At 71.8% G+C, this 6,108-nt stretch carries 7 protein-coding genes and 1 rRNA gene; all 8 read right to left on the reverse strand.

Going from position 1 to position 6,108, the window contains the following annotated elements; translation table 11 throughout:
* Nucleotides 1-10: 10 nt before the first annotated feature.
* On the reverse strand, nt 11-1,702 hold the full coding sequence (recN, locus tag O1W71_RS11750; RefSeq protein WP_269268021.1) for a DNA repair protein RecN: 1,692 nt from the start codon (nt 1,700-1,702) through the stop codon (nt 11-13).
* A complete protein-coding gene (locus tag O1W71_RS11755) occupies nt 1,699-2,622 on the reverse strand; it encodes an NAD kinase (RefSeq protein WP_442924311.1) in 924 nt (307 codons plus the stop codon). The genes recN and O1W71_RS11755 overlap by 4 nt, the downstream gene beginning before the upstream one ends.
* An 8-nt stretch (nt 2,623-2,630) precedes the next feature.
* Nucleotides 2,631-3,437: a TlyA family RNA methyltransferase gene (locus O1W71_RS11760; protein WP_269268023.1), complete on the reverse strand. Its 807-nt coding sequence runs from the start codon at nt 3,435-3,437 to the stop codon at nt 2,631-2,633.
* Nucleotides 3,434-3,643, reverse strand: a complete 210-nt coding sequence (locus tag O1W71_RS11765) for a hypothetical protein (protein ID WP_112617530.1) — start codon at nt 3,641-3,643, stop codon at nt 3,434-3,436. Before O1W71_RS11765 ends, O1W71_RS11760 begins: the two co-directional genes overlap by 4 nt.
* A gap of 20 nt (nt 3,644-3,663) precedes the next feature.
* The gene (locus tag O1W71_RS11770; RefSeq protein WP_269268024.1) at nt 3,664-4,698 is read right to left on the reverse strand and encodes an HAD-IIA family hydrolase; all 1,035 of its coding nucleotides are present in this window, start codon (nt 4,696-4,698) and stop codon (nt 3,664-3,666) included.
* Nucleotides 4,698-5,330: a hypothetical protein gene (locus tag O1W71_RS11775; protein ID WP_269268025.1), complete on the reverse strand. Its 633-nt coding sequence runs from the start codon at nt 5,328-5,330 to the stop codon at nt 4,698-4,700. Before O1W71_RS11775 ends, O1W71_RS11770 begins: the two co-directional genes overlap by 1 nt.
* A gap of 29 nt (nt 5,331-5,359) precedes the next feature.
* The gene (locus O1W71_RS11780; RefSeq protein WP_269268026.1) at nt 5,360-5,773 is read right to left on the reverse strand and encodes a hypothetical protein; all 414 of its coding nucleotides are present in this window, start codon (nt 5,771-5,773) and stop codon (nt 5,360-5,362) included.
* Between the two features lie 217 nt (nt 5,774-5,990).
* Nucleotides 5,991-6,107: ribosomal RNA gene (gene rrf / locus O1W71_RS11785) — 5S ribosomal RNA — on the reverse strand.
* Nucleotide 6,108 lies beyond the last annotated feature (1 nt).

A 6,108-nucleotide genomic window follows, 5' to 3' on the forward strand; every position in this document is an offset into this window, starting at 1 on the left:
ATTCTATCAGTCAGGAACGCGAGAGGTTCAGCAGTTCTCGGGCGTGCTCGATCGCGGCCCCCGAATCCGGCAGGCCTGACAGCAGACGCGCCATCTCGGCCTCGCGGTCGCCGCCCTCCAGCCGCCGGACACTCGACGCGGTCACCGAGCCGTCGTTCGACTTCACGACGGTCAGGTGGTTCGTCGCGAAAGCGGCCACCTGGGCGAGGTGGGTCACGACGATCACCTGGCTCGTCTCGGCGAGCCGGGCGAGCCGGCGCCCGACCTCGATCGCGGCGGCGCCGCCGATTCCGGCATCCACTTCGTCGAACACGAACGTCGGCACGGGGTCGGTTCCCGCGATCACGACCTCGATCGCGAGCATGACCCGGCTGAGCTCACCGCCCGAGGCGCCCTTGGCGACCGGACGGGGCTCGGCGCCGGGGTGCGGCGCGAGCAGGATCGTGACGTCGTCGCGCCCCGAGACCGATGGCGTGCCGGGCTCGACCGTGACGACCAGGCGCGCGTCGGGCAGGGCGAGTTCGCGGAGCTCCGCCGTGACCGCGGCACCGAGTCGCTCCGCGGCGGCGGTACGGGCCGCGGTCAGCTCGGCGGCGGCGGCATCCAGCGCGTCAGCGAGCTCGTCGCGCTGAGCGCGCAGGCGCTCGATGCGGTCGCCGTCGTCGTCGAGCTCCATGAGCCGTGCGGACCCGCTCTCGAGCAGCGCGAGTGCTTCGTCGAGGGTGCCGTGCACGCGCAGCAGACCGCCGAGCGCGGCGCGCCGCTCCTCGACGGCCGCGAGCTCCTGCGGCCCGCTCTCGTCGAGATCGGCGAGGTACGCGCTCAGGCCTGTCACGAGGTCGGCGGCGCGGTAGCCGAGGTCGGCCAGCGGCTCGACGAAAGCGGCGAGGGCCGTGTCGCTCGCCGCCGAGCGCTCGATCGCGCGCCGGGCCTCGGCGAGCAGAGACACCGCGTCGGGCAGCTCGTCGTCGTTCGAGAGCGCGTCGTGCGCCGTCGCAGCGGCGGCACGCAGCTCTTCGACGTTGGCGAGCTTCTCGGCCCGCTCGGCGAGCGCCGCGTCCTCCCCCGGCTGCGGGGCGACGGCCTCGATGTCGGCGATGCGCGCGCGCAGGTCGTCGGCCTCGCGGCGGCGCGCGTCGCGATCGGCGTCGAGCTGCGTCAGTTCTGCGTCGACGGCACGCCAGGCGTCGAACGCCGCGCGGTAGCGGTCGCGCGCCGTGGTGATCTCGGGGCCGCCGAAGCGGTCAAGTGCGTCGCGCTGGGCGGTGGCCGACTTCAGCCGCAGCTGGTCGGACTGCCCATGGACGACGATGAGCTGTTCGGCGAGCTCGGCGAGTACGGCCGCCGGCGCGGGACGCCCGCCCACGCTGGCGCGACTACGACCTTCGCTCGACAGCACGCGTCCCAGATACAGCTCGGAGCGGCCTCCGCCGATCGGCTCGACGTCTCCCCCGGCTTCGCGGACGCGTTCGGCGACGGGTCCGCTCTCGTCGATGATCCAGACGCCGTCGACCGATGCCTGCGGCGCGCCCGCACGCACGGCGCCCGAGTCGGCCCGCTGGCCGAGCAGCAGCCCGAGTCCGGTGACGACCATGGTCTTGCCCGCGCCCGTCTCGCCCGTGATCGCGGTGAACCCGGGGCCCATCGGCAGCGTCGCCTCGGCGATGACACCGAGGCCGCGCAGGCGCATCTCTTCGATCACGAGGCGCCCTCCCGCTGCTCGAGACTGGGACCACGCCACCCGACCACCGGCAACCGGAACTTCCGGACGAGCCGGTCGGTGAAGGCGGCCGGATGCAGCCGGGCCAGGCGAACCGGGGTCTTCGAACGGCGCACGACGACGCGGGCTCCGGGAGGCAGCTCCTGCGAGCGGCGTCCGTCGGCCCAGAGGATGCCGGTGCCGTTCGTACCCGCGCCGACCTCGATCGCGACGGATGCTTCCGGGCTGATCACGAGCGGGCGTGCGAACAGCGCGTGCGCGGAGAGCGGCACCACCGCGACCGCCTCGACGTCCGGCCAGATCACGGGACCGCCGGCGGAGAAGTTGTACGCCGTCGACCCGGTCGGAGTCGCGATCACCACTCCGTCGCAGCCGAAGGCCGAGAGCGGACGCCGGTCGACCTCGAGGACGACCTCGAGCATCCGTTCGCGGCTGGCCTTCTCGACGGTCGCCTCGTTCAGCGCCCACGTCTCGTAGACGACGTCGCCGGAGCCGTCCTTGACGCGAACCGAGAGCGCCATTCGCTCCTCCACGTCGTAGTCGCGGTCGATGACCCGCCGGACGGCATCGTCCATGTCGTCGGCCTCGATCTCGGCGAGGAACCCGACGTGGCCCATGTTGATCCCCAGGACGGGAGCGGTGCCGCCCCGGACGAGGTCGACGGCGCGCAGGATCGTGCCGTCGCCGCCCAGGACGATCGCCAGTTCGAGCTCGGCGACGCTCACGTCGAGGTCGAGCGTGAGGACACCGGGAAGCTCGCCCAGCGCCTCGACGAGCTCGGCGCGGTCATCGGCCGCCAGCACGGGACGCGCCCCCGCGCCGGACAGCGCGTTCAGGACGCGTTGCGCCGCAGCGACGGTGTCGGGACGGCGCGCGTGGGCGACGACGAGGATGTTGCGCATCGCGTCGATCATCGGGCTCCCGCCAGTTCGTCCACCGTGTGTATCCATTGTGTCGGATTGCCCGCCTCACCAGCGCGGATGCACAGATGGACGACGTACTCCTGATTGCCGTGGGTACCGACCAGCGGCGAGGCGATCACCCCGTGGGTGGCGAGTCCGGCGTCCCACGCCGACCACAGCACACCCATCACGGCATCCGCCCGCAGCGCCGGATCGGTGACCAGCCCGCCCTTGACGGCGGTCCGCCCGACCTCGAACTGCGGCTTCACGAGCAGGACGACATCCGTTCCCGGCGAGCAGACCGAGACGACGGCGGGCAGGACGTGCTCGAGGGAGATGAAGGAGAGGTCGCCGGTGATGACCTGCGGCTCGAACGGGGTGCCGACGAGCCCGGCGAGCGTCTCGGGCGAGAGGTCGCGGACGTTGAAGCCCTCGACCGCGATGACGTCGTCGTCCGCGGCGATGCTCGGCGCGAGCTGACCGTGACCGACGTCGACGGCGACGACCGGCCGAGCGCCGCGCTCGCGGAGCACCTGGGTGAAGCCGCCGGTCGAGGCGCCCATGTCGAGTGCGCTCCGCGAGGCGACGGCGATACCGAACGCATCGAGTCCGGCGATCAGCTTATGGGCGGCGCGGCTCACGTAGTGGTCGGCGCCGGCCACGACGAGGGTCGCGGTGTCGGCCACCGGATGGGATGCCTTCACGACGGTGCGCCCGTCGACGGAGACGAGTCCCTCCGCGATCAGTGTTGCGGCGTGGCTGCGTGAGCGCGCCAGACCCCGGGCGGCGACGGCCGCATCGAGTCGGGTGCTCACGCGGCGCCGGTCGGACCGGAGTCGAGGCGGCGCGCGAGCTCATCGTGCAGCGCCGCGTACGACGCGGCACGCTCGCTCAGGGGCTGGTCTTCGATGACGTCGAGCGACGACAGCAGGTCGTCGCGCCATTGCTCGGCGATGCTCGGCGTCGCGCTGTCCGCGGCGGTGGGCTCGTGTTCGCCCGGGTCGGCACCATCCATCGACATGGATCCCACGATACGCGGGGTCAGGGACGGTGGAAGGGATCCGCGTAGAGAGCCTCGGGAACCCGGAATCCGTAGATCGCGCGACCCGTCGCCCAGATCGCGGCCGCGCCCGCCCGGACCAGATCGATCGGCCGGTCGCCTGCCGAGACGATGACGATGTCGGCGCCGTCGATGCGGACCGACGCGTTGCCGACGGTCGTCACGTCGCCCTTCGTCCTGACCTCGGGGTAGGGCTCGTGGAGCTCGCGCAGGTCGCTCACGATGTAAGTCGGGCGCGAGTTGGCGGGCGCCGCCAGCACGTGCTTGGGCCGATCGATACCCGTCAGCACCAGCACCGACCGGATGCCCGCCGCCTGGGCCCCGGCGATGTCGGTGTCGAGTCGGTCACCGATGAAGAGCGGCTGGGAAGCGCCGAAACGCGCGACGGCCTCATCGAAGATGGGTCGCTCGGGCTTGCCGGCGACGGTCGCGAGACGTCCGACCGCCGTGTGCACGGCGGACACCAGTGTGCCGTTCCCCGGCGCGATCCCCCGCGCCTGCGGAATGGTCCAGTCGGTGTTCGTGGCGATCCAGGGGATGCCGCCCTCGTCTTCCGGAGTCGCCAGCGCATAGGCGGCTTCGGCGAGCTGCGCCCAGCCGACCTCGGGTGCGAATCCCTGCACGACGGCCGCCGGACCGTCGTCGGCCGATCGGGTGGGGACGTAGCCCGCCTTCTCGAGTTCGTGGACCAGTCCATCGCCGCCCACGACGAGGATCGTCGCCCCGACGGGAACACGTTCGCGAAGGAGGCGCATCGCTGCCTGCGGGCTCGTGATGACGTCCTCGGGGCGCGTCGCCGTCAGGCCGAGTTCCCGCAGATGGTCGGCGACCACCGAGTCGCGCCGGGACGCGTTGTTGGTGATGTACCCGAGCCGGCGGGTCTCCCCCGCGCGGTTGAGGCTCTCGATCGCGTGCGGCAGGGCGCCCGGACCGGCATAGACGACACCGTCGAGGTCGGCCAGGACGGCATCCACACCGTCGAGCGGTGTCGACGATGCCCGGGAGAACAGGCCCATCAGCCGCGCTCCTCCGTCTTGCCTTCCGCCGGCGCCTCGCTTTCGAGCGCGGCGTCCTCGTCGATGTCGTCGACCACGATCAGTTCACGGTCCGCATCAGTCGCGCCGAGGGCTTCCTCGGCGACGAGGGCGCGCCGCTGCCAGAGCGCGGCCTCCTCGGAGCGGCCGAGATCCTCGAGCACGGCCGCACGGGCGGCGAACAGGGCGGGGCTCCACGAGAACGCGCGGTCGGGGTCGAGCTCGGGGATGTCGAGTTCTTGCAGCGCGCGCTCGGTCTCACCGAGGTCGAGCCGTGCCCCCGACATCGCGATCGCGAGCTCGACGCGAACCTCGATCGGAAGCGTCGACCGGTCGACCGCTCGACCGACCTCGAGCGCCCGGTCGGGGCGACCGACACCGCGCTCACTGTCGACCATCATCGCGATCTGGTCGTCACTGCCGGAGATCCGTCGGTACGTGCGGAGCTCCCGCAGGGCGAGGGCGTAGTCCCCTGTCGCATAGGCGGTGATGGCGACGGTCTCGCGCACGACCCCGACGCGTCCGGCACGACGTGAAGCCGCGAGGGCGTGCTCGTGCGCGAGCGCGGGGTCGTCGTCGATCAGCTGGGCGACCATGGCGAGGTGGCGGGCCACCTGCTCCGCGTTCTCTTTGCTCAGAGTCTTCAGTTCGTTGCGCGCAGCGCCCGGCAGATCGCGAGCCGTGACGGTCTCGGGGATCTCGGGGCCGCGCGGGATGTCGCGACGCTCGGACCCCTGCGGCGGACGCGATGAACGTGCCCCGTCGCGGTCGTCGCGCCGCGGGCGCGCGTCACCATCACGGCGCGGGTACGACGGACGGTCGCCGTCGCGGCGCGGGCGGGAGTCACCATCGCGACGCGGACGCGAATCACCGTCACGACGCGGACGCGAGTCACCATCACGACGCGGACGCGAGTCACCATCACGACGGGGGCGCGAATCACCGTCACGACGGGGACGCGAATCACCGTCACGACGGGGACGACCATCCCCCGCCCCATCGCGACGCGGGTACGACGGACGGTCACCATCACGACGGGGGCGGGAATCGCCGTCACGACGCGGACGGGAATCGCCTTCCCGGCGCGGGCGCTCGTCGTTGGAACGCGGCGGACGAGCATCGCCGTCGCGACGCGGACGCCGTGCGCCGGAATCCGCAGCAGAGTAACGGGGCTTGCGCTCCGATCGCGGGCGGTCTTCTTCAGTCACGACGTTCCTTTCGTCCCGGAAACGAGAAAAGGCCACCCAACATTGGGTGGCCATTTCACGAAAGAAGTCCGGCGGTGTCCTACTCTCCCACAGGGTCCCCCCTGCAGTACCATCGGCGCTGTGAGGCTTAGCTTCCGGGTTCGGAATGTAACCGGGCGTTTCCCTCACGCTATGGCCGCCGAAA

Origin of the sequence: Microbacterium sp. H37-C3, from assembly GCF_027157935.1 — a bacterium.
Taxonomy (GTDB): domain Bacteria; phylum Actinomycetota; class Actinomycetes; order Actinomycetales; family Microbacteriaceae; genus Microbacterium; species Microbacterium plantarum.